Source organism: Sphingomonas flavida (genome assembly GCF_036663655.1).
Classification (GTDB): Bacteria; Pseudomonadota; Alphaproteobacteria; order Sphingomonadales; family Sphingomonadaceae; genus Sphingomonas.
In genome coordinates, this window is the sequence record NZ_JAXOJH010000010.1 from 81,970 (window position 1) to 104,913 (window position 22,944).

The window sequence follows — 22,944 nt, forward strand, 5'->3', positions numbered from 1 at the left end:
TGAAGGGGTCGCCTACCATAGCAGGGATTGGGACCGAAAGGGATTTATCTCGGTTAATGTCAATCGATTGTTCAAAACCGGATCACCGCAGCGCCCCAGGTGAAGCCGCCGCCCATCGCTTCCAGCACGACAAGCTGGTTTTCCTTGATCCGTCCGTCGCGCACCGCGGTGTCCAACGCCAACGGAACCGAGGCGGCCGAGGTGTTGGCATGGCGGTCGACGGTGACGACGACCTTCTCGGGTGCCAGGTTCAGCTTGCGCGCGGTCGCGTCGAGGATGCGGGCATTGGCCTGGTGCGGCACGACCCAGTCGACATCGGCCGAGGTCAGACCCGCCAGGCCCAGCGACTCCTCCATCACCTGCGCCAGATTGACGACGGCGTGGCGGAAGACCTCGCGTCCCTTCATGCGCAGCTTGCCGACGGTGCCGGTGGTCGAGACACCGCCATCGACATAGAGCAGGCTGTTGTGGCGGCCATCGGCGTGCAGCTTGGTGGCCAGGATGCCGCGCCCGGTGGTATCGTCGCTCTCGCGCGCCTCCAGCACCATGGCGCCCGCGCCGTCGCCGAACAGGACGCAGGTGGTGCGATCCTCCCAGTCGAGGATGCGGCTGAACGTTTCGGCGCCGATCACCAGCGCGCGGCGCTGCACACCCGAGCGCAGCATCGCGTCGGCGACCTGCACCGCATAGAGAAAGCCCGAGCAGACGGCGGCCACGTCGAACGCGACGCAGTCGTTGATGCCCAGCATCGCCTGGACCTTGGTGGCGGTGGCGGGAAAGGTCTGGTCCGGGGTGGCGGTCGCCAGCACGATCAGGTCGATATCCTGCGCCGACAGCCCGGCGGCGGCGATCGCGGCCTTGGCGGCGTCGGCGGCCAGCGTCGCGGTCGTTTCCTCCGGCCCCGCGATATGGCGGAAACGAATGCCCGTCCGCTCGACGATCCACTCGTCGGACGTGTCCACCTCTTGCGCCAGTTCCTCGTTCGACACCCGCCGGGTTGGAAGGGCCGAACCCGTACCCGTGACGATCGAGCGAATCATGCGGCGTCCTCGAAGTTCAGAAGATCCTCGGCGATACGCCGGGTCAGGTCGGCGCGCACCATCTTGGCCGCATTGCCGATCGCGGTGGCGACGCCCAGTTCATTGGCGCTGCCATGGCTTTTGACCACCAAGCCGTTCAGCCCGAGGAATACGGCGCCGTTGTGATTATTGGGGTCGAGGTGATCGCGCAGCAGCTGCGTGGCGGGGCGCGAGATCAGGAAGCCGATCTTCGACCGGGTCGACGAGCGGAAGGCGCGCTTCAGCAGGTCGCCGACGAAACGGGCCGTGCCCTCGGCGGTCTTGAGCGCGATATTACCGGCAAAGCCGTCGCACACGATCACGTCGACCTCGCCGCGGGCCAGCTGGTTGCCCTCGATGAAGCCGGTGAAGTTCAGCGGCAGGTGATTCTGTCCGCGCAGCACGGCGGCCGCGTCGCGAATCTCGTCGGTGCCCTTCTGATCCTCGGACCCGATATTGAGGAGGGCAACCCGCGGATTGTCGAGTTCGAGAAGCGTGCGGGCATAGGCCGCGCCCATCACCGCGAACTGCACGAGGTTGCGCGCATCGCATTCGGTGTTGGCGCCCAGGTCGAGCATGACGACGTCATTGTCGCCCAGCGTCGGCAGCGGCGCCGCCAGCGCAGGCCGGTCGATGCCGGGCAGGGTGCGAAGCGAAAGCTTGGCCATCGCCATCAGCGCGCCGGTATTACCCGACGACACCATGGCGGCGGCGCGGCGCTGCTTCACCAGGTCGATGGCGATGCCCATCGACGTGACGCGCGCACGCCGGATCGCCTGGCTCGGCTTTTCGCTCGAACCGACGACCTCGGGTGCGTGCACGATCTCGGACGCGGCGGACAGATTGGGATGGGTCTTCAACCCCTCCGCGATCTGCGCCTCGTCACCGACCAGGAAGAAGCGCATGCCCTCGAAACGGCGTCGCGCTCTGGCGACGCCGGCCAGCATCACGGCCAACCCGTCGTCGCCGCCCATCGCATCGACGGCGATCCAGGCGTTATCGGCCATGCGTTCCTCTAACGGTCGTTATCTAGTCAGGAAGAGGGGATCAGCCCTCGACCGACACGACCTCACGGCCGTTATAATGGCCGCAGGCGGTGCACAGATTGTGCGGGCGCTTCAGTTCGCCGCAGTTCGGGCATTCCTGGAACGCCGCGACCGTCAGCGAGTCGTGGCCACGGCGCATGCCGCGCTTGGAGGGCGAAGTCTTTCTCTTGGGGACGGCCATTGCGGCACCTTATCAATCGAACAATGGGTGGAATACGTCACGATCAGCACCCATTGCGCGCCCGGATCGAAGACCCGGCCGCGTGAGCACCCAGCCGGACGCATCGCGAAGCCCCGCGCCTATAGCGAGTTTTGCCGATGTTGCAAGCGCGGGCGCAGGATGGCACGCCGTGCCCAGGTTCAATTCACGAAAGAATACGGCGCTTATGATACTGCCCGTCACGCTCAGCATCGCGGCGGCCGCCGCGCTGGTCAACCTGTGGCTTGCCCTGCGAATCGTCGTCGGGCGGGTGCGCGGCAAGGTGATGATCGGCGACGGCGGCGATTCGCGACTCGGGGCGGGGATGCGCGCCCAGGCCAATTTCGTGGAATATGCGCCCTTCGTCCTGATCCTGATGGGCCTGGTCGAACTGGCCGGGGGCTCGGCCTTCTGGCTGTGGGTGCTGGGCGGTGCGTTCATCCTGGCGCGAATCGGCCATGGCTGGGGCATGATGCGCCCGGCGCCCAATATCGGGCGCGCGGGCGGCGCGATCGGAACCTGGGCCATCCTGGCCTTGTTGGCAGGCTGGGCGATCGGCATCGTCTATACCGCGCAGGCGATGCCTGTGGCGACCACCACCATCGTGAGGATCGACCGCTGATGATTCGCCTGCCCCTGATCGCGCTGGCCGCCGTCACGCTGACCGCCGCCGCGCCCGACCCCATTTCGCCGCAGCGGCTGTCGGCGGACGTGAAGACCCTTGCCTCCGACGCGTTCGAAGGGCGCGCGCCCGGCACGCCGGGTGAGGCGAAGACGGTCGACTGGCTGGTCGCGCAGTTCAAGGCGATGGGCCTGCAACCCGGCGGCCCGAACGGCCAGTGGACGCAGGCCGTGCCGCTGATCCGCACCCAGATCGGGCAGGGGACGATGCGGGCGGGGGCGATGCCGCTGGTGCAGGGGCAGGGCATCTATGTCTCGACCGTGCGCCCCGTCGACCGGGTCGCCATCCAGAATGCACCGATGGTCTTTGTCGGCTACGGTGTCCACGCGCCCGAGCGCGGCTGGGACGATTTCAAGGGCGTCGACCTGAAGGGCAAGATCGCGGTCTTCCTGGTCAACGACCCCGATTTCGAGGCGGTCGCGGGCGACGACGCCAAGGGCAAGTTCGGCGACCGGCGCATGACCTATTATGGCCGCTGGACCTATAAATATGAGGAAGCGGCGCGGCAGGGCGCGATCGGGGCGCTGATCGTCCATGATACCGCAGGGGCCGGCTATGGCTGGGCGACGGTCACGGCTCCGGCGGGCGAGAATTACGATATCGTGCGCAGCGACCCGAGCTCGCGCATCCTGCTGCAAGGCTGGCTGTCGGGCGGGTCGGCGGGCAAGCTGTTCGCCGCCGCCGGGCTGGACCTGACGCAGCAGCGCGCGCTTGCGCGCCGCGCCGATTTCCGGCCCGTCGAATTGAAGGGCCAGACCTTCTCCGCCGACCTGCCCGTCACCACCGTTCGTGCCGAGAGCCGCAACGTGCTCGCGAGGCTGCCCGGCAGGACGCGACCCGACGAAGTCGTGATGTTCGGCGCGCATTGGGATGCGTATGGCAAGGGCAAGGCGGATGCGCAGGGGCGGACGATCCGCCCCGGCGCCAATGACGACGCGCTGGGCGTGGCGGGCGTGCTGGAACTGGCGCGCGCCTACAAGGCCGCACCCCCGACCGATCGCAGCCTGGTCTTCGCGCTGTGGACCGGCGAGGAGCGCGGGCTGCTGGGGTCGGAGACCTATGCGGTGAAGCCGGTCTATCCGCTCGCCAAGACGGTCGCGAACCTGACGCTCGACATCCTCCAGACGGCGGGACCGTCGAAGGATGTGATGCTGGTCGGTGACGGGCAGAACGACCTTGAGGACCGGCTGAAGGCCGCCGCCGCCGCGCAAGGGCGCATGGTGACGCCCGAGGCTCTCCCCGAGCGTGGGCTGTTCTACCGGGCCGATCACTTCTCGGTCGCGCGGCGCGGCGTGCCGACGCTGCTGCTGATGGCGATCAGCGGCGCGCCCGATCTGGTCGCGGGCGGACGTCCTGCGGGGCAGGCGTGGCTCGACGGCTATATGCGCTGTTATCACCAGACCTGTGATGCCTGGGACGCAAAATGGGACTTGCGCGGGGCCGCGGCGGATGTCGGGCTGTTCTATCGGATCGGGCGGGATCTGGCCGATGGGCGCGACTGGCCGGAGTGGCGGGCAGGCTCGGAGTTCAAGGCAATTCGGGCAGAGAGCGCTGCGGAGCGGAAGTAATCCCTTGGCCTTCGACGCCGCTCAGGCTGAACGGGGTTTGGTAACGCATACCCACTTCCGTTCAGGCTGAGCGAAGTCGAAGCCCACACCCCCAACCTCACCGCCCCACGCCTCACCCCAGGCCCAGTACCCGGTCCGCCACGAACGCATTGCTCTGCCGCTCATGGCCGAAGGTGCTGGGCTGGCCATGGCCCGGAATGAACGCGGTTTCGTTGCCCAGTGGCCACAGCTTCTCGACGATCGAGCGAATCAGCGTGTCGTGATCCCCGCCGGGCAGGTCCGATCGCCCGACCGATCCCTGGAACAGCACGTCGCCGACCAGCGCGAAATGCGACGGGGCGTGGTGGAAGATCACATGGCCGCGCGTATGGCCCGGCGTCTCGTACACGTCCAGAGTCAGGTCGCCGATCGTCACCGTGTCGCCCTCGGACAGCCAGCGGGTGGGCTCCAGCACCTGCGCCGGGATGCCATAGGCCTGGCCGTCCTCGTCCAGCCGGGCGAGCCAGAAACGGTCCTCCTCCTGCGGCCCCTCGACCGGCACGGACAGCGCGTCGGACAGCGCCTTGGCCCCGCCCGCATGGTCGATATGGCCATGAGTCAGCAGGATTTTCTCGACCCTGACGCCCGTCTTGGCGATCGCGTCGTGAATGCGCGGCAGGTCGCCGCCGGGGTCGACCACCGCCGCCTTCATCGTCGCGGTGCACCACACGATCGAACAGTTCTGCTGGAGCGGGGTTACCGGCACGATCGCGGCGCGCAGCGGCGGGTTGGCTTGGGTCTGGTTCGCATCGGTCATGGCGCAGGAGATAGGGGCTGGCGCAGCCGGGGCCAATCCTTACTTGCCAGCCTCCCCGCGCGCCGTGCATGGATCGTGTTTCATGCAACGGCCCGTCCCTCCTTTCGTCCTGCTCGACGACGCCCGTGACGGGGGAGCGGCGGCGCGCCTGTACACGCGGCCGGTCGATATCGTGGTCGCGCACCGCCCGGAAGAGGTGCTTGCCGCCCTGGCGACGCTGCGTCGGGCACAGCGGCAAGGGCTGCATGCGGTCGGCTATCTGAGCTATGAAGCGGGCACCGCGTTCGAGCCTGGGGTGGCCCCGCGGCCCGATGCGGCACCTGCGACGCCGTTGCTCTGGTTCGGGCTGTTCGAGGATTATGCGACGATCGACGTCGATGCGTTCCTTCCCGATCCCGCCGGGGCGATGATCGGCGACCTGGTGCCCGAGGTCGGCCCGGAGCGTCACGGCGAGCAGTTCGCTGCGGTCCAGACGCTGATCGCGGCGGGCGACCTCTATCAGGTCAACCAGACTTTCCGGGCGAGCGTGCCGGTTTCGGGCGATCCGCTGGCGCTCTATGCGGGCTTGCGGGCCTGGTCGAAGGCGGGCTGGGGCGCGGTGGTCGCCACGGGGCAGGCGACGATCCTGTCGCTGTCGCCCGAGATGTTCTTCGCGCTCGAGGGGGGGCGCCTGACCGCGCGGCCGATGAAGGGCACCGCCCGGCGCGAGGCTGATCCCGCCGCCGACGCGCGCGCCGCCAAGGCATTGTGCGAGGACCCCAAGCAGCGCGCCGAAAACCTGATGATCGTCGACCTGATGCGCAACGACCTGTCGCGGGTCGCGCGTGCGGGCAGCGTGGCAGTGCCCGCGCTGTTCGCGGTCGAACCCTATCCGACGGTGCATCAGATGGTGTCGACCGTCACCGCCGAACTGGCCGAGGGGCGCGACGCGGTCGATGTGCTGACCGCGCTGTTCCCCTGCGGCTCGATCACCGGCGCGCCCAAGATCCGTGCGATGCAGGCGATCCGCGATATCGAGGATTCGCCGCGCGGCCTGTATACCGGCGCGATCGGGCGGCTGGATGCCCATGGCGATGCGATGTTCAATGTCGCGATCCGCACGCTGACCTGGCCGGTCGGGGCCGACCATGCGGTGCTGGGCCTGGGGTCGGGCGTGGTGGCCGATTCGGTTGCCGAGGCCGAATGGGACGAGTGCCTGGCCAAGGGGACGTTCCTGAACGGCGGGCGGCCGGATTTCGACCTGATCGAGACCATGGCCTTCGATCCCGTCGAGGGTATCCAGCATCTGGAGGCGCATCTGGCGCGGATGAAGGCGAGTGCGGCGGCGCTCGGCTTCCGGTTCGACCGGCATGATGCGCGCAACGAGTTGCAGGCGGCAACCTTTCGCCTGCGCGATGCCCGGCGCATCCGCCTTCTGCTCGCGCGCAGCGGCGCGGTGGTGGTCGAGGTGGGGCCTGCGCCTGTCCCTTTCGCCGATGTCGTGCCGGTGCGGATCGTGCCGCTGCCGGTGTCGCCCGACGACCTGCGCCTGCGCCACAAGACCAGCGCGCGTGGCTTTTACGACGCGGCCCGGATCGGGGCGGGCACCACCGAGGTGGTGTTCGAGGCACCGGACGGCGCACTGACCGAGGGCAGCTATACCTCGTTGTTCGTCGAGCGGGATGGCCGGTTGGTCACGCCGCCGCTGGCGACGGGCCTGCTTCCCGGTGTGCTGCGCCGCCATCTGATCGACGGCGGCCAGGCGGTCGAGGGACGGCTGGCTCGCGGCGACCTTCGCGATGGATTCTTGCTTGGCAACGCGCTTCGCGGATTGTTTCGTGCACGAATGGTTGCGGATTGAGGCGCTGACCGGCTAAGGGCGACGCGCATTCTCCTGACGCAAAGGTTCCGTTTCATGCAGCCCTCCGCCGCGCTCGGCCGTATCAGCCCGTCCCCCACGCTCGCCATCACCAGCCGCGTGATGGAGCTGAAGCGCGCCGGTGTCGACGTGATCGGGCTGGGCGCGGGCGAGCCCGATTTCGACACGCCGGACTTCGTCAAAGAGGCCGCGATCCAGGCGATCCGCGACGGCAAGACCAAGTACACCAATGTCGACGGTACGCCCGAGTTGAAGGCGGCGATCGCGGCCAAGTTCGCCCGCGACAACGGCCTGACCTACACGGCCGATCAGATCAGCGTGAATGTCGGCGGCAAGCACACCCTGTTCAACGCGATGGTCGCGACGATCGACGCGGGCGACGAGGTCGTGATCCCCGCGCCCTATTGGGTCAGCTACCCGGATGTCGTCCAGTTTGCGGGCGGTGTGCCGGTGATCGTCAAGGCGGGTCCCGAACAGGGATATAAGCTGACCCCCGAGGCGCTGGACGCGGCGATCACGCCCAAGACCAAGTGGGTGATCCTGAACTCGCCGTCCAACCCGACGGGTGCTGGCTATACCGCCGACGAGTTGAAGGCGCTGGGTCAGGTGATCCTTCGCCACCCGCATGTCTGGGTCTTCGCCGACGATATGTACGAGCATATCGTCTATGACGGCTTCCGCTTCGCCACCATCGCGCAGGTCTGCCCCGAACTGTACGAGCGCACGCTGACCGTGAACGGCTGTTCCAAGGCCTATGCCATGACCGGCTGGCGCATCGGCTATGCGGGCGGCGCACCCTGGCTGATCAAGGCGATCGCCAAGCTGCAGTCGCAGTCGACCTCCAACCCCTGTTCGGTGGCGCAGGCGGCCGCGACCGCCGCGCTGACCGGCGACCAGGGATTCCTGGCCGAGCGCAACCTGGCCTTCCAGGCGCGGCGCGACATGGTGGTGGCGATGCTAAACGCGATTCCCGGCATGACCTGCCCGACGCCGGAGGGCGCCTTCTATGTCTATCCGTCCTTCGCGCCCCTGATCGGCAAGACCACACCCTCGGGCCGGTTGATCGACAGCGACGAGGCGTTCGTCGGCTATCTGCTCGACGATGCGAAGGTGGCGGCGGTGCAGGGTGCGGCGTTCGGCCTCTCGCCCGCGATGCGAATCAGCTATGCGACCTCTGATTCGCTGCTCAAGGAAGCATGCACCCGTATCCAGACGGCCTGCGCCGCGCTGAAATAAATCGGGAAACGAGCTGCAGCATGGTGCGGCGCGAAAGCCAGCCGATCCGGTCAAGCCACCGGATCGGCTGGCTTTTTCATATCCTCCTGTGCGCCGCAGCAATATGGCTTAACTGTGGCATGAACGACACGTCCACGTGCCGTTAATGCAGCGTTTCTATAAACGTCATTGTCGGAACGGCGCCGATCGACCAGATGGCGCCCGGATGATCGCTCGCCCCACCGGGGAGCGACCCGCTAAAACAGGTGAAGTGACGATGCGTGCCCTCTTCAAGTCCAGTTTCGTGTGGCAGTTCGCCGGCGGATTTGCGCTGGGAGCCCTGGGTCTCGTGGTCCTTCACCCGGCCGAAGCACCCAGCCGCTATGGCTCGGCGCCGATCGAGGCGGTTCGCTAAGGCGCTGCTGAGCAGGCTGATTGCCGTGGCCTTCGACTTCGCTCAGGCGGAATGGAGGTTGGCAAATCGGCCATTGCACAATAGCCGTTCAGGCTGAGCGAAGTCGAAGCCCACGCCCGACGCTCACCCCTAGCCGAACCCCTAGACCCACCCCATCTTAGGGCGATGCGCAACTCCCTCTGCCTCGCCCTGGCAGCGACCGCATTCGGCGCGATCGCCCTGTCCTCCCTCCCCGCCGCCGCCGAACGCGCGGTGCCCCTGCCCAAGGCCACGCTCGACGTGACCGCCACGCAGCGTCGGCAGGTCGCGGTGCTGGCAGGCGGCTGCTTCTGGGGCATGGAGGCGGTGTTCGAGCGGGTGAAGGGCGTGCGCAGCGTCACCGCGGGCTATGCCGGTGGGCGGCGAGAGGATGCGAATTACGGCGCGGTCTCGACCGAGCGTACCGGCCATGCCGAGGCGATCCGCATCACCTATGACCCCGCGCAAGTGTCCTATGCGACGCTGCTGCGCGTCTATTTCGCGATCGCGCATGATCCGACCCAAGTCGGTGGGCAGGGCCCCGATCGCGGTCCCAGCTACCGCTCGGCCATCTTCGCGCAGACGCCCGACCAGGCCCGCGTCGCCCGCGCCTATATCGCGCAGTTGAGCCGCGGCCATGCCTTTGCCCGGCCGATCACCACCCGGATCGAGCAAGGCAGTTTCTTCCCGGCCGAGGCCGAGCACCAGAATTTCTACGACCGCAACCCGACGCATCCGTACATCGTGCATTGGGACAAGCCCAAGGTGGCGGGCTTCCGTGCGGGGTTCCCCGATCTGGCGCGAGCGGGATAACGGTCCTTTCTGGTCCTCCCCTGCAAGGTAAGGTGGCGGGGCCTAGCCCCGACGCAGGGGTGGAGCGACACCCCCTCCACCACCGGTTCGCGGCGGTTTCCCTAGCTTGGAGGGGTAGGATCAGGCAGCGATCACGCCGCCACCGGAAATCGCAACATCCGGTCGCGCACCGGCACCAGCGCCTCGGCCGGACGGCCCACCGCCTGGCGCAGCGCGGGGTGATCGACGTCCAAGCCACCGGTCAGCGCCCCGAAGGCGGGCAGGATCAGCTTGTGCGCGGTGCCGACGAAACAGCGTCGCGCGACCAGCTTTCCCCGTACCCTGACTCGCAACTTGGGATGGAAATGGCCCGACAATTCGGGCCGCGTCTCGGCCCGGTCGGCTTCGTGGCGCAGGACCAGCCCGTCGACCAGCGCCTCGTCGGTCACCGCGCCGCCGCACCGGTCACGCATCACCGGATCATGATTGCCGGTGATCCAGGTCCACGCGGTCGCGCCCGTCAGCCGCAGCAGCATCGCGCGTGCTTCGGGCAGCAGCCGGTCGCATCCCTCGGCATCGTGGAAACTGTCGCCCAGGCACCAGACCTCGCGCGCGCCGGTGCGGGCGACGACGTCGGTGAGCTCGGTCAGCGTGGCGAGCGAATCATAGGGTGGCAGCATCTGTCCCTTGCCCGCATACCAGCTGGCCTTTTCCAGATGCAGGTCGGCCACCAGCAAGGCGGCGCGGGCGGGCCAGAACAGCGCGCCATCGGACAGGGCGGTAAAGTCGTGGCCACCGAACGAAAAGGGAACCATTTGCCGTCCATGCGCTTGACGCTCGGCAATATCAAGCGTTTGCATGGGCCGGTGGAAAGCCCTTGCGTCGGGCGCGCAGAAGCGTAAAGCGCGCCGTCATTTTGGCACAGGGGGTTCCGGCGGGCATGACGGGCACGGCAACCGAGATTATGGGCCAGGATTCCTCATCCGGCGACAGTGATAAGACAGGGGACAAGACGGGCGTTCAGCGGCATCCGGCGCTGGTCGCGCTGACGATCGGTGCCATCGGCGTGGTGTTCGGCGATATCGGCACCAGTCCGCTCTATGCCTTTCGCGAGGCCCTGTCGCAGTCGGCCGGGGACGGCATCGATCCGACCGAGATCCTTGGCGTCCTGAGCCTGGCGCTCTGGTCGCTGATCTTGGTCGTGACCGTCAAATACGTCATCTTCCTGATGCGCGCCGACAACCAGGGTGAAGGTGGCGTGCTGGCGCTGGCCGCACTGGCCCGGCGCGCGGCGGGGGTCCGATCGCGCGTCGCATTGGTGCTGGGCGCGATCGGTGCCTCGCTCTTCTACGGCGATGCGATCATCACGCCCGCGCTGTCGGTCCTGTCGGCGATGGAGGGGCTGCGCACCATTCCTGCGGCCGCGACGATCTTCGATGAAAGCGTGATCCGGATGTGCACCATCGTCATCCTGGTCGCGCTGTTCTGTATCCAGTCGCGGGGTACGGCGCAGGTGTCGAAGCTGTTCGGTCCGATCTGCATCCTCTGGTTCTTCGTCATCGGCGGTCTGGGCATCTGGCACATCGCCGACGAACCCTCGATCGCGCGGGTGATCTGGCCGGGATACGGGGTCAGTTTCCTGATCAGCCACGGCGTCGTCGGGCTGTTCGTGCTGGGCGCGGTGTTCCTGACCGTGACCGGCGCGGAGGCGCTGACCGCCGACATGGGGCATTTCGGGCGGCTGCCGATCCGTATCGGTTGGTTCTCGCTGGTCCTGCCCTCGCTGGCGCTCAACTATCTGGGGCAGGGTGCGTTCGCGCTTTCGTCGCTGGAGGCGGCGGCGGCGAGCGGCAAGCCCTTCACCAACCAGGACTGGTTCTTCCTGATGGCGCCCGAGCCGCTTCGCCCCGCGCTGATCGTGCTGGCGGGCTTGGCCACCGTCATTGCGGCGCAGGCGGTCATCACCGGCGCCTTCTCGCTGACCCAGCAGGCGATCCAACTGGGCCTGTTGCCGCGCCTGCGCGTCCGCCAGACCTCCGCCGATTTCCAGGGGCAGATCTACCTTCCCGCGATCAACTGGCTGTTGCTGTTCGGCGTGCTGGTGCTGGTGATCCAGTTCAAGACGTCCTCGGCGATGGCGGCGGCGTACGGCATCGCGGTGACGGGGACGATGGTCGTCACCACCTGCCTGGCCTATCTGGTGGTGCGTCACCGCTGGGGCTGGTCGCGGTGGCTTGCGGCGGCGGCGATCCTGCCCTTCCTGACGCTCGACCTCGTCTTCTTCGGCGCGAACATCCTGCGCGTGATCGAAGGCGGCTGGGTGCCGCTGCTGGTCGGGGCTGGCGTAGGCATGACCATCCACACCTGGGTACGCGGGCGCGGGATCGTGTCGGCGTTCGAGAAGCGGCAGGCGATCCCGCTGGCGGACCTGGCCGCCGCACTGACCAAACGCCCACCCGAGCGCGTGCCGGGCACCGCCGTCTTCCTGACCGCCAACCCGGCCTCGGCACCGGGCGCGCTGCTGCACAATCTCAAGCACAACAAGATCCTGCACGAACAGAATCTGATCGTGACGATCCGCACCGCCGATCGCCCCGTCGTGCTTCCCGAGCGCCGCGCGCATGTCGAGCGGGTGGACGACAATTTCGCGACCGTCGTGCTGACCTATGGCTTCATGGAAACGCCCGACGTGCCGCGCGACCTGCCGCGCAATTTCGGGCTGGAGCAACGGCCCAACGGGCTCGACCCGATGAAGACCAGCTTCTTCATCGGCCGCAACACGCTGAAGCCCGAGGCGGAAAAGGGCATGCCGCCCTGGCAGGATCGCCTGTTCATGTTCCTTCAGCGCAATGCCAGCGACCCGACCGACTTCCTGCGCATCCCGCCGGGCAAGGTGCTCGAACTGGGCGAGCAGGTCACGGTGTAGAAAATCCTCCCCTGCTAGGGGAGGTGGCAGGCGAAGCCTGACGGAGGGGGAGCTTCCACCAGGGGCATCTCTTGGTGGCCCACCCCCTCCACCAGCTTTGCTGGTCCCCCTCCCCGAGCCGGGGAGGATTTACAGCGTAACCTTGGGCGGCTTGGCGGCCTCGACCGCGACCAGCACCATCTTTTCCCAAATGGCGGGATCGCCCGCATCGGCCATCGCCTGATCGGGCTCGCGCAACGTCCGCAGCACCGCCAGCGCGTCGGACATATGATCGCGCCAATGGTCGTCGACCAGCTTGGCGGCGGATTCGGAATCACCCTTGGCGTTGGCGCTCAGCCGCTGGCCGCAGAGCACACGCGCAATGCGTTCGGCAGCGGGGGTGTGGGCAATATCCATGGCAACCTCTCCAGAAGCTCGCGTGTCGTTACGCGATCAACGCGGGAGAGGGGCTTTGGGGTTCATGCGGGTGCCACCAGCACGCCCCTCCCGTAGACGGGAGGGGATGGGGGAGGGCATGCCGCAAGCGTTGGTCTCTGTGAGACCCATTACCCTCCCCAAACCCCTCCCGTTTACGGGAGGGGCTTAAGAAGGAATCAGCCCTGTGCGCCGCGACCGGCACCGCCGCCGGGGCGGCCACCGCGACCACGACCACCGCCGCCGCCCGGACCACCGGGGGCACCACCACCGCCGCTGCGACGGCGCGGCTGGCGACCCTGGGGCGCGCGGGCATCGGTCGCGCGCGGAGAATGCGTGGCACGCGGACGCGCCGGATCGCGCGGGCGGTCGACGCGCGGGGCGGGGTCGGCCCCGATCGCCTTCACGCGCTGCGACTTGATCGTCTCGGCGCGCTTCACGAAGTCGGCGGGAAGCGGCACGACGGTGACCTTCTGCCGCGTGAGCTTCTCGATATCCTTCAGATAGGCGCGCTCGTCCTCGGCACAGAAGGCGATCGCCATGCCCGAGCGACCCGCACGCGCGGTGCGGCCGATGCGGTGGACATACTGCTCGGCGACGTTGGGCAGTTCGAAGTTGAAGACGTGGCTGACGCCCGGAATGTCGATGCCGCGCGCGGCGATGTCGGTCGCCACCAGCACGCGGGTCTGGCCCGAGCGGAACTCGCCCAGCGCCCGCTCGCGCTGGCCCTGGCTCTTGTTGCCGTGGATCGCGTTGGCGGCGATGCCGTTGCCCGCCAGCAGCTTTACGACGCGGTCTGCGCCATGCTTGGTGCGGGTGAAGACCAGCGCCAGCTCGATCGCGGGATCGGCGAGCAAGATGGTCAGCAGCGCCTGCTTTTCCTGTTGCGTGACGAACGTCACCGACTGGTCGACACGCTCGGCGGTGGTCGCCACCGGGGTGACGGTGACGGTCGCCGGATTGTCGAGGAACTTGTCGGCCAGGTCGCGGATCGCGGCGGGCATGGTCGCCGAGAAGAACAGGGTCTGGCGCTTGCGCGGGATCATCTTCACGATGCGGCGCAGCGCGTGGATGAAGCCCAGGTCGAGCATCTGGTCGGCTTCGTCGAGCACCAGGATCTCGATCATCGATAGGTTCAGGAAACCCTGCTCGACCAAGTCGATCAGGCGGCCCGGCGTGGCGACCAGGATGTCGACGCCGCGCGACAGGTCCTGGCGGTTCTTGTTCAGGCTGGTGCCGCCAAAGACGGTCGCGACCGCCAGCTTGGAAAACTTGGCATAGCCCTTGGCATTTTCGGCGATCTGGCTGGCCAGTTCGCGGGTCGGGGCCAGGACGAGCATCCGGCAATGGGTCGGCAGGACGCGCTTATTCGCCTCGACCAGACGCTGGATCGACGGCAGGACGAACGCGGCGGTCTTGCCGGTGCCGGTCTGCGCAATGCCGAGCAGGTCGCGGCCCTCCAGCAGCGTTGGGATCGAATCGCGCTGGATCGGGGTGGGCTCGGAATAGCCCTTGGCTTCGAGCGCACGGACGAGCGGCTCGGCAAGACCGAGTTCGGAAAAGGACATGGAAATACTTTCAGACATGGCGCACGTGTCACGGAGGGCCGCGAAGAGCGGCGCCGGGGTTGATGACACCCCGCGTGACAAGGGAAGCCTGGAGACAGGGTCGGGGCGGAGCCGGGACTGGAAAGTCCGTTCACGCTGCAAGTGGACGCCTTCGACGGGCGGGCATGTGCGCTGCCCATTGCGAAAAGTCAAGTTTCGGGCAGGATCGGCCACGCGGTCGCGTGACAATCGCGGGCGGATGGTTACATCCGATACCAAATAGGCAAGAGGAGCCCTGCATGAAACTCGCCAGTCTCAAAGAAGGTCGTGACGGCAAGCTGGTCGTCGTGTCGAGCGACCTGGCCTGGTATGCGGATGCGGGCCATATCGCTCCGACGCTCCAGGCCGCGCTCGACGACTGGGACGCCATCGCCCCCGCGCTCGCCAATCTGGCGACCGATTTGGACCATGAGGCGATCCCGCGCGCGCGCTTCCACGAACATGACGCCGCCTCGCCGCTGCCCCGCGCCTATCAATGGGCGGACGGCTCGGCCTATGTGAATCACGTCGCGCTCGTCCGGCAGGCGCGCGGGGCGGAACTGCCCGAAAGCTTCTGGCACGATCCGCTGATGTATCAGGGCGGATCGGACGGTTTCCTGGGGCCGCGCGATGCGATCCCGCTGGCCGACGAAAGCTGGGGCTGCGACCTGGAGGGCGAGGTGGTCGTCGTCACCGGCGACGTGGCCGCGGGCGCCAGTCGCGAGGAAGCGCTGGCGGCGATCCGGCTGGTCGGGCTGACCAACGACGTGTCGCTGCGTGGCCTGATTCCCGGCGAGCTGGCCAAGGGCTTCGGCTTTTTCCAGTCCAAGCCTGCCTCCGCCTTTTCGCCGGTGTTCGTCACCCCCGAATCGCTGGGTGACTGGTGGCAGGACGGCAAGCTGCACCGGGTGCTGAAGGTCGACCTGAACGGCCAGCCCTTCGGCCGCGCCGATGCGGGGCAGGACATGACCTTCGACTTCGGCACGCTGGTCGCCCATGCGGCGAAGACCCGCGCGCTGGGGGCGGGGACGATCATCGGCTCTGGCACCGTGTCCAATCGCGATTCGGACGGCGGCCCGGGCAAGCCGGTCGCCGAGGGCGGCGTCGGCTATAGCTGCCTGGCCGAGCTGCGCATGATCGAGACGATCCGTGGCGGTGAGCCGGTGACGCCGTTCCTGAAGAAGGGCGACACGGTGCGCATCTGGATGGAGGACGATCGCCACCATCCGATCTTCGGTGCGATCGAACAGACGGTCGGCTGAACCCCTTATTCCTCCCCATCGAAGATGGGGAGGATTGGGATTTTACTCCACCAGCGCGTCGATCGCCTCGGCCATGTCGATGTCGCGCGCGGACAGGCCGCCCGCGTCATGGGTGGTCAGCACGATATCCACCCGGTTCCAGACATTGGACCATTCGGGATGATGATCCGCCTTTTCCGCCAGCAGCGCCACGCGGGTCATGAAGCCGAACGCTTCGTTGAAATCGGCAAAGACGAAACGGCGGCTGATCGCATCGCGTGATTCGTCCCAGTCCCATTCGATGAGGCCGTCCAGTGCCTCGTCCCGGTCCAGTTCGCTCAGCCGCTCCACCATAGCCGTCCCTTTGCTTCTCTTGTTCTTTTGGCCGGCACAGCGGTATGACGACGCGCATGAGCGGGCAAGATGCGATCGGTGAAGCGCCGACTGCCGACGTGATCGAGCGGATTGCGCGGGATGCGATCGCACGCCTGCCCGCCGCGTTCGCCGCGCATCTGGGCGATGTCGTCCTGATCGTCGAGGAACATGCCGATGACGAGACGCTGGCGGCGTTGGGCATCGAGCATCCGCTCGACCTGAGCGGGCTCTATAATGGCCGCCCCGTGGGCGAGAAAAGTTCGATGGACTCCGGGGCATTGCCCGACCGCATCCACCTCTATCGCCGTGCCATACTGGAGGAGTGGATCGAGACCGGGGTGCGGCTCGACGATCTGGTCGTGCATGTGACGATCCACGAGATCGGCCATCATTTCGGCCTGTCCGACGAGGACATGCATGTCCTGGAAGAGGCGATGGACGGCCCGGCGACGTGATCCTTTCACTGTCCCAGGTCGCCTGCGCACGCGGCGGGCGGCTGTTGTTCGCTGGATTGTCGCTGTCGCTCGACCGGGGCGAGGCGGCGGTCGTCACCGGCCCCAACGGGATCGGCAAATCCAGCCTGTTGCGGCTTGCCGCCGGGCTGATCGCGCCGTTCGAGGGGATTGTCACGCGTGCGGAGCCGATGGCGCTGATGACCGAAGACCTCGCGCTCGACGCCGAACGACGGCTGGGCGATGCGTTGACATTCTGGGCGCGGCTGAATGCCGGTGCCGATGCGCAGGCGCGGGTGACCGCTGCGCTGGCGATGGTGGAGCTGGGCGCGCTGGCCGAGGTGCCGGTGCGCCTGTTGTCGACCGGCCAGCGGCGTCGCGCCGGGCTGGCGCGCGTCCTGGCCGCGCATGCCCCGCTCTGGCTGCTCGACGAGCCCGGCAACGGGCTCGATACCCGGGGCGTCGCGATGCTGGAGCGGGTGATCGCGCAGCATCGGGCGGCGGGCGGCGCGGTGCTGCTGACCACGCATCAGCCGCTCGGGGTGCCCGACGCCCGGACGCTCGCGCTGGACGGGTTCGTGCCCGCATGAGCGTCGCCCTCACCCTGATCGCGCGCGACGTGCGGCGCGGTTATGCCGGGGGCGGGGCGGGGCTGGTCTGCGGCTTCTTCCTGCTGGCGGTGGTGTTGTTTCCCTTCGCGATCGGGCCCGACCGGGCGGTGTTGATGCGTGTCGGCGCGGGGGCGATCTGGGTCGCGGCGCTGCTCGCGGCGCTGCTGCCGGTCGAGCGGCTGGTCGCGCCCGATGCCGAATCGGGGTGGTTCGACCAGATTCGGGTCCATGGCCTGTCGCTGCCCCTGGTCATGGCGCTGCGGATCGTCGCGCACTGGATCGCCTTTGCGCCGCCGCTGATGCTGGCGGCGCTGGTCGCGGGCGGATTGTTCGGCCTGGATCCGGCGGCGGTGGGCCGCGTCGAGGCGGGGTTGCTGCTCGGTACGCCGGGGCTGGCCGCGCTGGCGGTGGCGACGGGCGCGCTGACGGCGGGGTTGCGCGGTGCGGGCGGGCTGGCCGGGCTGCTGCTGCTGCCGCTGGCGCTGCCGCTGCTGATCTTCGGCGCGGGAAGCGGCGACATGGGCGCGCTCAAGCTGCTGGCGGCGGTGTCGCTGATGCTGGTCGCGGGCGCGCCGTGGATCGCGGCGGCGGCGATCCGTTCGGTGCGCGACTGAGCCGATGCGCGAAACCACGGCCATGGCGGCGGCGCGGATCGCGCACGCCTTCGATGCGGCGGCGGCCTATGACGCACATGCCGTGGTCCAGCGGCAGGTCGCCGACTGGCTGGCCGATCGCGTCGTGGCGGTCGCCCCGCCCGCGCCGCGCGTGCTGGAGGTGGGATGCGGGACCGGCTTCCTGACCGGGGCGGTGCTGCCCCGGCTGGTGCGGCCCGACTGGCTGATGACCGACATCGCCCCCGCCATGCTGGAGCGCGGGATGGCCAAGCATACGGGCGTGCGCGGGCGGGTGATGGACGGCGAACATCCCCACCTGCCGGGCGAAGCGCCGTTCGACCTGATCGTCAGCAGCCTGGCGGTGCAGTGGTTCGCCGATCTGGAAAGCGGCTTGCGGCGGTTGGCGACATTGCTGGCACCGGGCGGACGGTTGCTGGTGACGACGCTGGTCGAGGGGACCTTCGCAGCGTGGCACGAGGCGCACCGGGCGGAAGGATATGTGGCGGGGAGCCCGGCCTATCCGCCGGTCGAGGCGTTGGGGTGGTCGGTCGAGACACGGCGCTTCGAGCAGCGGCACGAATCAGCGGCGGACTTCATGCGCGCGCTCCGGGCGATCGGGGCGGGAACGCCGCGTGAGGGGCACCGGCCGATCCCGCCCGGCGCGATGCGGCGGATTGCGCGGGCGTTCGAAGCGGGCGGGGCGGTCGCGACCTATGAGGTGGCGTTGATCGAAATCCGCAACCCCCGTTCGTGCTGAGCGAAGTCGAAGCACACGCCCCGCCGCCATGATCGGGCGTGGCCTTCGACTTCGCGCAGGCTGAACGGAGGTTGGGTAGGGCTGTCGGGCCCTACCGGCTCCACCGCGCCCAGATGGCGGTCGGCAGGGTGAGTCCACGCGCTTCCTCGCGCACGCCGAGTTCGCCGCATTCCACTTTGCCGGGCAGGTCGGCCATCACCTGGCGCATCATCTCGCCGATCGCCATCGCCGACATGCGCACCGCATAGACGGTCAGGAACAGGAAGCGCGAATCGGCATCCAGCAACTGGCGGCAGTTCGCGATCAGGCCGGGCAGGTCTTCCTCCAGCCGCCACACCTCGCCCTCCGGCCCGCGCCCATATTTGGGCGGGTCGAGCAGGATGCCGTCATAGCGCCGCCCGCGCCGAACCTCGCGCGCGACGAACTTGGCGGCATCGTCGATGATCCAGCGCACCGGCGCATCGCCCAGGCCCGACAGCATCGCATTGCCACGCGCCGCCTCGACCGATTTCTTGGAGGCGTCGACATGCACCATCTTCGCACCTGCGCTGGCCATCGCCAGCGTGCCAACGCCGGTATAGCCGAACAGGTTCATGCACTCCGGCTCGGCCATCCCGTCGACCTGCTCGCGCATCCAGCTCCACACCGGCGCCATGTCGGGGAAGAAGCCCAGATGGCGGAACGGCGTGTTCTGCGCGGTGAAGCGCACCTCGTTCCACTTCAGCGGCCAGCCGTCGCGCGGCACCGGCTCGTTGAAATTCCAGCGGCCGCCGCCATCCTCGTCCGAGCCGGGAACGAACTCGGCCGCCGCGCGCCAGTCCTCGGTCGCGGGGGCCCACATCGCCTGCGGTTCGGGGCGGATGAAGCGGAACCGGCCATAGCGTTCCAGCTTGCGACCATGGCCGGAGTCGACCAGCCCGTAATCCGCCCAGGGCTCGCCGATCATCGTTTCGAGTTTCATGGGGATGCGTTAGCGCAAACCATGCCCGTCGATAAAGGCCGTCACCGCGTCGAAGGTGGCGGGCAGGGTGGTATAGCGTTCCTCGCGCTCGAACAGGTCGCCGACGCGGCGGGGCAGCGAAGGGCGGCTGCCGGTAGCGCGCTCGACCGCGTCGGTGAACTTGGCCGGGTGCGCGGTGGCCAGCGTGACCACGGGAACGGTCAACTCGCTCGCCCGTGCGGCGGACAGGGCGATGGCGGTATGCGGGTCGAGGATCTGCCCCGCCTCGTCCGCCGCCCAGCGCATCGCCCGGCTCATGTCGTCGGCATCGACGCGGGTGCTGGTGAACAGCGGGGCGATGGCCTGGCTCTGCGCATTGGTCAGCCGCATCGCGCCCGATGCCTCGAAACCCTTCATCTGCGCGGCCAGGGCGTTGCCGTCGCGGCCATTGGCGTCGAACAACAGGCGTTCGAAGTTCGAGCTGACCTGGATATCCATCGAGGGGGTGGCCGTCGCCTGGACCTGCCCCTTGGAATAATCGCCAGAGGACAGCGCGCGGTGGAGGATGTCGTTGACGTTGGTCGCGACGATCAGCCGCTCGATGGGCAGGCCCATGCGCGCCGCGACGTAACCGGCGAAGACGTCGCCGAAATTGCCGGTCGGGACCGAGAAGGCGACGCGCTTGCCCGGCGCGCCCAGCCGGACGGCGGCGTAGAAATAATAGACGACCTGCGCCATCAACCGCGCCCAGTTGATCGAGTTGACCGCCGACAGGGTATGGCGATCGGCAAAGGCGCGATCGTTGAACATCGCCTTCACCAGCGCCTGGGCATCGTCGAAATTGCCTTCGACCGCGATGTTGTGGACGTTGGGGGCGAGCACCGTCGTCATCTGGCGACGCTGGATCTCGGTCACGCGGCCCACCGGGTGAAGCATGAAGATGTCGATATTGGCGCGCCCCGCCACCGCGTCGATCGCCGCCGATCCGGTGTCGCCGCTGGTCGCGCCGACGATGGTCAGGCGGGTGTCGGTGCCGCGCAGGAATCGCTCGAACAGCAGGCCGAGCATCTGCAGCGCGACGTCCTTGAACGCCAGCGTCGGGCCGTGGAAGAGTTCGAGCAGCCACTGGTCATGGTCGAGCTGGACCAGGGGCGTGACGGCGGCGTGCGAGAAGCGGCCATAGGCGGTGTCGCACAGCGCCTGCAATTCGTCGGCGCCTAGGCTGTCGCTGATAAAGGGCGCCATGATCTTCGCGGCGGTCTGCGCATAGGACAGGCCCGCCAGCCCCTCAATCTCTTCGGGGGTCAGGGACGGCCAGGTTTCGGGGACGTAAAGTCCGCCGTCGCTGGCGAGACCGGCCAGGGTCGCGCCCCGGAAATCGAGGACGGGGGCAGAGCCGCGAGTACTGATATAGCGCATGATGCGCTGCGGCTTAACGGGGTGAAGGCTTCGCGACAACCATTCGATTGCGTCGAAAGACCGCCAAAGCATAGATAATTGCGGCGATGGCGGCGAACAGGAACCATTGGATGGCATAGGCTAGATGGTTGTTGGGCACCGCGTCCAGGTCCGGGCTCGCATTGGGTTCGAGCCCGGCGACCGGCGCATCCGCGACCAGCAGCATCGCCTGGGGCCGGTGGTCGAAGGCCGACTGGATCAGCGATCGGCTGTCGGGCGCATGGGCGACATAGCCGCCGACCCGGCCGCCGGTCCAGCTGATCTGCTTGCGCGGATCATGGGTGGTGCCCAGCTGGACCTGCATCGCGCCTTGCGGCACCGAACAGGTCGCGATCAGCCGGAAGCCCGCCGCACCCGCGCCTGCGCGGCGGAGGGTGACGGGCGGGTGGCATTCGGCGACCGCGCGGCGAAAGAGCAGGCTCTCGTCGGGCTGGAGCGGAAAGGCGATCACGGCGCGCGCCGGGTTGGCGGCAAGCTGCGCCAGATACGCCTCTTTCTGCGGCAACCGGTCGAGCAGCTGCCACAGGCCGAGCGCGATCATCGCCGCGACCGCCAGGCCGACGATCAGGGTGGGCAGGACGGGGATGCGCGTCATAGCTCGGCGTCGTCCTCGGGACGGGCGATCGCCCCCTCACGCGCCTCGTTACGATATTCGGCGGCCATCAGCGCGCCCTTGGCGACGCGCAGGGAATAGACCACTGCGATCGCGGTCAGGGGCAGCCAGATCAGCATGTGCAGCCACAGCGGCGGATGCAGCGTCAGCTCGACCGTGATCGCGGCGATGGTGATGACCGTACCCAGGATCAGGGTCAGGAAGGCCGCAGGGCCATCGCCGACATTGAACCGGGTGAAGTCCAGCCCGCACGCCGTGCAGCGATCGGCAAAGGTCACCAGATGCTTCGACAAGAGCGGCCCGGCAAACAAATGGGGCTGGCCGCAACGCGAACACAGCCCCTGAAATGCCGCCTGTGCGATGGTGGGAGGCGTCGGATCAGCCACTATGAACCGGCGCGCCCCAGCCACCCCAGACATAGATGGTGACGAACAGGAACAGCCACACCACGTCGACGAAATGCCAGTACCAGGCCGCCGCCTCGAACCCGAAATGCTGGCGCGGGGTGAAGTCGCCGCGATAGGCGCGGATCAGGCAGACGATCAGGAAGATGGTGCCGACGATGACGTGGAAACCGTGGAACCCGGTCGCCATGAAGAAGGCCGCGCCATAGTTGATGCCCTTGAAGGGGAAGGGCGCGTGCATATACTCATACGCCTGGATCCCACTGAAGATCAGGCCGAGCACCACGGTCAGCCACAGGCCCTTCAGCACGCCGTCACGGTCGCCGACGCCCAGCGCACCCCACAGGCCGCGCTTCTCGCCGCCGCGCTGGTTGTGGATCAGCGCATGGTGCGCCCAGGTGACGGTGGTGCCGCTGGTCAGCAGGATCAGCGTGTTGAGCAAGGGCAGCTTGAAGGCGTCGATCACCTCCAGCCCCTTGGGCGGCCAGGTCGCGGCGATGGCGGCGGCACCCTCGGCCGCGCGCTCGACCTGTCCGTCGACGATGCTCATCGCAGTCGGGAACAGCGAGAAGTCGAAAAACGCCCAGAACCAGCCGACGAAGAACATCACCTCCGACGCGATGAACAGGATCATGCCGTATCGGAAATGCAGCTGGACGACGGGCGTATGGTCGCCATGATGCGCCTCGCGGATCACGTCGGCCCACCAGCTGCCCATGCAGAACAGCACCGCCGCCAAACCCGCCAGGAACGCCCAGCCGCCACCGGACACGCTGTGCATCCACATGATCGCGCCGGAGGCCATGAGCAGCGCCGACATCGAACTGGCCAGCGGCCAGGGGCTCGGCGGCAGGATGTGATAGTCGTGGTTCTTTGCGCCAGCCATGATCCCGTCCCTTAGCTTTT

At 67.8% G+C, this 22,944-nt stretch carries 25 protein-coding genes; 12 read left to right on the plus strand and 13 right to left on the minus strand.

All coding sequences use genetic code 11. The annotated features are described in order from the left end of the window. Window positions 1-71 precede the first annotated feature (71 nt). The 3 genes from U1703_RS12485 to rpmF are packed head-to-tail and all read right to left on the minus strand — an operon-like array spanning window position 72 to window position 2,285. On the minus strand, window positions 72-1,040 hold the full coding sequence (locus U1703_RS12485; RefSeq protein ID WP_332785949.1) for a beta-ketoacyl-ACP synthase III: 969 nt from the start codon (window positions 1,038-1,040) through the stop codon (window positions 72-74). Beyond that, complete coding sequence (plsX, locus tag U1703_RS12490) at window positions 1,037-2,065, minus strand: phosphate acyltransferase PlsX (RefSeq protein ID WP_320453593.1); 1,029 nt, start codon at window positions 2,063-2,065, stop codon at window positions 1,037-1,039. The genes U1703_RS12485 and plsX overlap by 4 nt, the downstream gene beginning before the upstream one ends. 40 nt (window positions 2,066-2,105) lie before the next feature. Then, a complete protein-coding gene (gene rpmF / locus U1703_RS12495) occupies window positions 2,106-2,285 on the minus strand; it encodes a 50S ribosomal protein L32 (protein ID WP_042488281.1) in 180 nt (59 codons plus the stop codon). Between the two features lie 205 nt (window positions 2,286-2,490). Here rpmF and U1703_RS12500 point away from each other — a divergent pair, with 205 nt between their 5' ends. Together U1703_RS12500 and U1703_RS12505 are read left to right on the plus strand one after the other, a co-directional pair. After that, window positions 2,491-2,925 carry an MAPEG family protein gene (locus tag U1703_RS12500; RefSeq protein WP_332785950.1) on the plus strand — a complete coding sequence of 145 codons (435 nt, stop codon included), beginning with the start codon at window positions 2,491-2,493 and terminating at the stop codon, window positions 2,923-2,925. Further along, window positions 2,925-4,553 (plus strand): M28 family metallopeptidase, encoded by a 1,629-nt coding sequence (locus U1703_RS12505; protein WP_332785951.1) that lies wholly within the window; start codon window positions 2,925-2,927, stop codon window positions 4,551-4,553. Before U1703_RS12500 ends, U1703_RS12505 begins: the two co-directional genes overlap by 1 nt. A gap of 112 nt (window positions 4,554-4,665) precedes the next feature. Here the strand turns inward: U1703_RS12505 and U1703_RS12510 are convergent, their stop codons facing one another. Then, window positions 4,666-5,349: an MBL fold metallo-hydrolase gene (locus tag U1703_RS12510; RefSeq protein WP_332785952.1), complete on the minus strand. Its 684-nt coding sequence runs from the start codon at window positions 5,347-5,349 to the stop codon at window positions 4,666-4,668. Window positions 5,350-5,431: 82 nt separating this feature from the next. Here U1703_RS12510 and pabB point away from each other — a divergent pair, with 82 nt between their 5' ends. The 4 genes from pabB to msrA all read left to right on the plus strand — a co-directional run bounded on the left by pabB (window position 5,432) and on the right by msrA (window position 9,668). Further along, window positions 5,432-7,189: an aminodeoxychorismate synthase component I gene (pabB, locus tag U1703_RS12515; protein ID WP_332785953.1), complete on the plus strand. Its 1,758-nt coding sequence runs from the start codon at window positions 5,432-5,434 to the stop codon at window positions 7,187-7,189. A 54-nt stretch (window positions 7,190-7,243) separates the two neighbouring features. Then, window positions 7,244-8,443, plus strand: a complete 1,200-nt coding sequence (locus U1703_RS12520) for a pyridoxal phosphate-dependent aminotransferase (protein ID WP_332785954.1) — start codon at window positions 7,244-7,246, stop codon at window positions 8,441-8,443. Between the two features lie 145 nt (window positions 8,444-8,588). Continuing rightward, window positions 8,589-8,837: a hypothetical protein gene (locus U1703_RS12525; RefSeq protein WP_320453599.1), complete on the plus strand. Its 249-nt coding sequence runs from the start codon at window positions 8,589-8,591 to the stop codon at window positions 8,835-8,837. Window positions 8,838-9,002: 165 nt separating this feature from the next. Beyond that, window positions 9,003-9,668, plus strand: coding sequence for a peptide-methionine (S)-S-oxide reductase MsrA (msrA, locus tag U1703_RS12530; protein WP_332785955.1), 666 nt, complete (start codon window positions 9,003-9,005; stop codon window positions 9,666-9,668). Between the two features lie 131 nt (window positions 9,669-9,799). Here msrA and pdeM read toward each other — a convergent pair whose 3' ends face one another. After that, window positions 9,800-10,462: a ligase-associated DNA damage response endonuclease PdeM gene (gene pdeM, locus U1703_RS12535; RefSeq protein ID WP_332785956.1), complete on the minus strand. Its 663-nt coding sequence runs from the start codon at window positions 10,460-10,462 to the stop codon at window positions 9,800-9,802. 149 nt (window positions 10,463-10,611) lie between these two features. Between pdeM and U1703_RS12540 the strand changes: the two genes are divergently transcribed. Then, on the plus strand, window positions 10,612-12,573 hold the full coding sequence (locus U1703_RS12540; protein WP_443025812.1) for a potassium transporter Kup: 1,962 nt from the start codon (window positions 10,612-10,614) through the stop codon (window positions 12,571-12,573). Window positions 12,574-12,702: 129 nt separating this feature from the next. On the opposite strand, the gene U1703_RS12545 is transcribed toward U1703_RS12540, so the two are convergent. Then, complete coding sequence (locus U1703_RS12545) at window positions 12,703-12,969, minus strand: hypothetical protein (protein WP_320453603.1); 267 nt, start codon at window positions 12,967-12,969, stop codon at window positions 12,703-12,705. Window positions 12,970-13,166: 197 nt separating this feature from the next. Next, window positions 13,167-14,555, minus strand: a complete 1,389-nt coding sequence (locus U1703_RS12550) for a DEAD/DEAH box helicase (protein ID WP_332785958.1) — start codon at window positions 14,553-14,555, stop codon at window positions 13,167-13,169. Between the two features lie 278 nt (window positions 14,556-14,833). Between U1703_RS12550 and U1703_RS12555 the strand changes: the two genes are divergently transcribed. After that, a complete protein-coding gene (locus U1703_RS12555; protein ID WP_332785959.1) occupies window positions 14,834-15,835 on the plus strand; it encodes a fumarylacetoacetate hydrolase family protein in 1,002 nt (333 codons plus the stop codon). Window positions 15,836-15,877: 42 nt separating this feature from the next. On the opposite strand, the gene U1703_RS12560 is transcribed toward U1703_RS12555, so the two are convergent. Continuing rightward, on the minus strand, window positions 15,878-16,168 hold the full coding sequence (locus U1703_RS12560) for a 4a-hydroxytetrahydrobiopterin dehydratase (protein WP_320453605.1): 291 nt from the start codon (window positions 16,166-16,168) through the stop codon (window positions 15,878-15,880). A gap of 56 nt (window positions 16,169-16,224) precedes the next feature. Between U1703_RS12560 and U1703_RS12565 the strand changes: the two genes are divergently transcribed. Genes U1703_RS12565 through U1703_RS12580 form a run of 4 tightly spaced genes read left to right on the plus strand, consistent with a single transcriptional unit; the run spans window position 16,225 to window position 18,623 of the window. Further along, window positions 16,225-16,644 (plus strand): metallopeptidase family protein, encoded by a 420-nt coding sequence (locus tag U1703_RS12565; protein WP_332785960.1) that lies wholly within the window; start codon window positions 16,225-16,227, stop codon window positions 16,642-16,644. Continuing rightward, window positions 16,641-17,231, plus strand: a complete 591-nt coding sequence (gene ccmA, locus U1703_RS12570; protein ID WP_332785961.1) for a heme ABC exporter ATP-binding protein CcmA — start codon at window positions 16,641-16,643, stop codon at window positions 17,229-17,231. Before U1703_RS12565 ends, ccmA begins: the two co-directional genes overlap by 4 nt. Beyond that, the gene (locus U1703_RS12575; RefSeq protein WP_332785962.1) at window positions 17,228-17,866 is read left to right on the plus strand and encodes a heme exporter protein CcmB; all 639 of its coding nucleotides are present in this window, start codon (window positions 17,228-17,230) and stop codon (window positions 17,864-17,866) included. Before ccmA ends, U1703_RS12575 begins: the two co-directional genes overlap by 4 nt. Window positions 17,867-17,870: 4 nt before the next feature. Further along, complete coding sequence (locus U1703_RS12580; protein ID WP_332785963.1) at window positions 17,871-18,623, plus strand: methyltransferase; 753 nt, start codon at window positions 17,871-17,873, stop codon at window positions 18,621-18,623. A 91-nt stretch (window positions 18,624-18,714) separates the two neighbouring features. Here U1703_RS12580 and U1703_RS12585 read toward each other — a convergent pair whose 3' ends face one another. From U1703_RS12585 to U1703_RS12605, 5 genes are read right to left on the minus strand one after another with little or no spacing between them, the layout of a single operon-like run. After that, the gene (locus tag U1703_RS12585) at window positions 18,715-19,584 is read right to left on the minus strand and encodes a class I SAM-dependent methyltransferase (RefSeq protein ID WP_056438649.1); all 870 of its coding nucleotides are present in this window, start codon (window positions 19,582-19,584) and stop codon (window positions 18,715-18,717) included. Window positions 19,585-19,593: 9 nt separating this feature from the next. Next, window positions 19,594-20,982 carry a threonine synthase gene (gene thrC / locus U1703_RS12590; protein WP_332785964.1) on the minus strand — a complete coding sequence of 463 codons (1,389 nt, stop codon included), beginning with the start codon at window positions 20,980-20,982 and terminating at the stop codon, window positions 19,594-19,596. 13 nt (window positions 20,983-20,995) lie between these two features. Beyond that, on the minus strand, window positions 20,996-21,616 hold the full coding sequence (locus U1703_RS12595) for an SURF1 family cytochrome oxidase biogenesis protein (protein ID WP_332785965.1): 621 nt from the start codon (window positions 21,614-21,616) through the stop codon (window positions 20,996-20,998). After that, window positions 21,613-22,053 (minus strand): DUF983 domain-containing protein, encoded by a 441-nt coding sequence (locus U1703_RS12600; protein ID WP_443025809.1) that lies wholly within the window; start codon window positions 22,051-22,053, stop codon window positions 21,613-21,615. The genes U1703_RS12595 and U1703_RS12600 overlap by 4 nt, the downstream gene beginning before the upstream one ends. Further along, the gene (locus U1703_RS12605; protein ID WP_332785967.1) at window positions 22,013-22,924 is read right to left on the minus strand and encodes a cytochrome c oxidase subunit 3; all 912 of its coding nucleotides are present in this window, start codon (window positions 22,922-22,924) and stop codon (window positions 22,013-22,015) included. Before U1703_RS12605 ends, U1703_RS12600 begins: the two co-directional genes overlap by 41 nt. Between the last annotated feature and the right edge of the window lie 20 nt (window positions 22,925-22,944).

What these genes read in the sequence shown, in the direction of transcription:
- U1703_RS12485 (WP_332785949.1), bottom strand. Translation starts at nt 1,040, where the DNA reads ATGATTCGCTCGATCGTCACGGGTACGGGTTCGGCCCTTCCAACCCGG.
- plsX (WP_320453593.1), bottom strand. Translation starts at nt 2,065, where the DNA reads ATGGCCGATAACGCCTGGATCGCCGTCGATGCGATGGGCGGCGACGAC.
- rpmF (WP_042488281.1), bottom strand. Translation starts at nt 2,285, where the DNA reads ATGGCCGTCCCCAAGAGAAAGACTTCGCCCTCCAAGCGCGGCATGCGC.
- U1703_RS12500 (WP_332785950.1), top strand. Translation starts at nt 2,491, where the DNA reads ATGATACTGCCCGTCACGCTCAGCATCGCGGCGGCCGCCGCGCTGGTC.
- U1703_RS12505 (WP_332785951.1), top strand. Translation starts at nt 2,925, where the DNA reads ATGATTCGCCTGCCCCTGATCGCGCTGGCCGCCGTCACGCTGACCGCC.
- U1703_RS12510 (WP_332785952.1), bottom strand. Translation starts at nt 5,349, where the DNA reads ATGACCGATGCGAACCAGACCCAAGCCAACCCGCCGCTGCGCGCCGCG.
- pabB (WP_332785953.1), top strand. Translation starts at nt 5,432, where the DNA reads ATGCAACGGCCCGTCCCTCCTTTCGTCCTGCTCGACGACGCCCGTGAC.
- U1703_RS12520 (WP_332785954.1), top strand. Translation starts at nt 7,244, where the DNA reads ATGCAGCCCTCCGCCGCGCTCGGCCGTATCAGCCCGTCCCCCACGCTC.
- U1703_RS12525 (WP_320453599.1), top strand. Translation starts at nt 8,589, where the DNA reads ATGCAGCGTTTCTATAAACGTCATTGTCGGAACGGCGCCGATCGACCA.
- msrA (WP_332785955.1), top strand. Translation starts at nt 9,003, where the DNA reads ATGCGCAACTCCCTCTGCCTCGCCCTGGCAGCGACCGCATTCGGCGCG.
- pdeM (WP_332785956.1), bottom strand. Translation starts at nt 10,462, where the DNA reads ATGGTTCCCTTTTCGTTCGGTGGCCACGACTTTACCGCCCTGTCCGAT.
- U1703_RS12540 (WP_443025812.1), top strand. Translation starts at nt 10,612, where the DNA reads ATGGGCCAGGATTCCTCATCCGGCGACAGTGATAAGACAGGGGACAAG.
- U1703_RS12545 (WP_320453603.1), bottom strand. Translation starts at nt 12,969, where the DNA reads ATGGATATTGCCCACACCCCCGCTGCCGAACGCATTGCGCGTGTGCTC.
- U1703_RS12550 (WP_332785958.1), bottom strand. Translation starts at nt 14,555, where the DNA reads ATGTCCTTTTCCGAACTCGGTCTTGCCGAGCCGCTCGTCCGTGCGCTC.
- U1703_RS12555 (WP_332785959.1), top strand. Translation starts at nt 14,834, where the DNA reads ATGAAACTCGCCAGTCTCAAAGAAGGTCGTGACGGCAAGCTGGTCGTC.
- U1703_RS12560 (WP_320453605.1), bottom strand. Translation starts at nt 16,168, where the DNA reads ATGGTGGAGCGGCTGAGCGAACTGGACCGGGACGAGGCACTGGACGGC.
- U1703_RS12565 (WP_332785960.1), top strand. Translation starts at nt 16,225, where the DNA reads ATGAGCGGGCAAGATGCGATCGGTGAAGCGCCGACTGCCGACGTGATC.
- U1703_RS12575 (WP_332785962.1), top strand. Translation starts at nt 17,228, where the DNA reads ATGAGCGTCGCCCTCACCCTGATCGCGCGCGACGTGCGGCGCGGTTAT.
- U1703_RS12580 (WP_332785963.1), top strand. Translation starts at nt 17,871, where the DNA reads ATGCGCGAAACCACGGCCATGGCGGCGGCGCGGATCGCGCACGCCTTC.
- U1703_RS12585 (WP_056438649.1), bottom strand. Translation starts at nt 19,584, where the DNA reads ATGAAACTCGAAACGATGATCGGCGAGCCCTGGGCGGATTACGGGCTG.
- thrC (WP_332785964.1), bottom strand. Translation starts at nt 20,982, where the DNA reads ATGCGCTATATCAGTACTCGCGGCTCTGCCCCCGTCCTCGATTTCCGG.
- U1703_RS12595 (WP_332785965.1), bottom strand. Translation starts at nt 21,616, where the DNA reads ATGACGCGCATCCCCGTCCTGCCCACCCTGATCGTCGGCCTGGCGGTC.
- U1703_RS12600 (WP_443025809.1), bottom strand. Translation starts at nt 22,053, where the DNA reads ATGTCTGGGGTGGCTGGGGCGCGCCGGTTCATAGTGGCTGATCCGACG.
- U1703_RS12605 (WP_332785967.1), bottom strand. Translation starts at nt 22,924, where the DNA reads ATGGCTGGCGCAAAGAACCACGACTATCACATCCTGCCGCCGAGCCCC.